Origin of the sequence: Methylobacterium sp. J-001 (assembly GCF_022829565.1) — a bacterium.
Taxonomy (GTDB): domain Bacteria; phylum Pseudomonadota; class Alphaproteobacteria; order Rhizobiales; family Beijerinckiaceae; genus Methylobacterium.
Genome location: NZ_JAKSYN010000086.1, coordinates 1 through 1,199 on the forward strand (window position 1 = coordinate 1; position 1,199 = coordinate 1,199).

Consider the following 1,199-nt stretch of genomic DNA (forward strand, 5'->3'; position numbering starts at 1 on the left):
ATGGGCAAGGAAAAGTTCTCCCGCACCAAGCCGCACTGCAACATCGGCACGATCGGTCACGTCGACCACGGCAAGACGTCGCTGACGGCGGCGATCACGAAGGTTTTGGCGGAGACGGGCGGGGCGACGTTCACGGCCTACGACCAGATCGACAAGGCGCCTGAGGAGAAGGCGCGCGGGATCACGATCTCGACGGCGCACGTGGAGTACGAGACGGCCAACCGGCACTACGCCCACGTCGATTGCCCCGGCCACGCCGACTACGTGAAGAACATGATCACGGGTGCCGCCCAGATGGACGGCGCGATCCTGGTGGTGTCGGCGGCCGACGGCCCGATGCCGCAGACCCGCGAGCACATCCTGCTGGCCCGCCAGGTCGGCGTCCCGGCGCTGGTGGTGTTCCTGAACAAGGTCGACATGGTCGACGACGAGGAGCTTCTGGAGCTGGTCGAGCTCGAGGTACGCGAGCTTCTGTCGAAGTACGACTTCCCGGGCGACGACATCCCGATCACGAAGGGCTCGGCGCTGATGGCGCTGGAGGACAAGGAGCCCAAGATCGGCAAGGAGGCGGTCCTGGCGCTGATGGCGACCGTGGACAGCTACATCCCGCAGCCGGAGCGTCCGATCGACCTGCCGTTCCTGATGCCGATCGAGGACGTGTTCTCGATCTCGGGCCGCGGCACGGTGGTGACGGGTCGCGTCGAGCGCGGCATCGTCAAGGTCGGCGAGACGGTGGAGATCGTCGGGATCCGGGCGACCACGACCACGACGGTGACGGGCGTGGAGATGTTCCGCAAGCTGCTCGACCAGGGCCAGGCGGGCGACAACGTCGGCGTGCTGCTGCGCGGCACCAAGCGCGAGGACGTGGAGCGCGGCCAGGTCGTGTGCAAGCCGGGTTCGGTGAAGCCGCACACCAAGTTCAAGGCTGAAGCCTACATCCTGACCAAGGAGGAGGGCGGCCGGCACACGCCGTTCTTCACGAACTACCGGCCGCAATTCTACTTCCGGACCACGGACGTGACCGGGGTGTGCGAGCTGCCGGAAGGCACCGAGATGGTGATGCCGGGCGACAACGTGACCATGGACGTCACGCTGATCGTGCCGGTGGCCATGGAGGAGAAGCTGCGCTTCGCCATCCGCGAGGGCGGCCGCACCGTCGGTGCCGGCGTCGTCGCCGCCATCAACGACTAAGCCAGGAC

1 protein-coding gene is annotated in these 1,199 nt (G+C 66.9%); it reads left to right on the forward strand.

Features of this window, described 5'->3' with window-relative positions:
• Positions 1 to 1,191: an elongation factor Tu gene (gene tuf / locus MKK65_RS09340; RefSeq protein WP_058195404.1), complete on the forward strand. Its 1,191-nt coding sequence runs from the start codon at positions 1 to 3 to the stop codon at positions 1,189 to 1,191.
• The last annotated feature ends 8 nt before the right edge of the window (positions 1,192 to 1,199 follow it).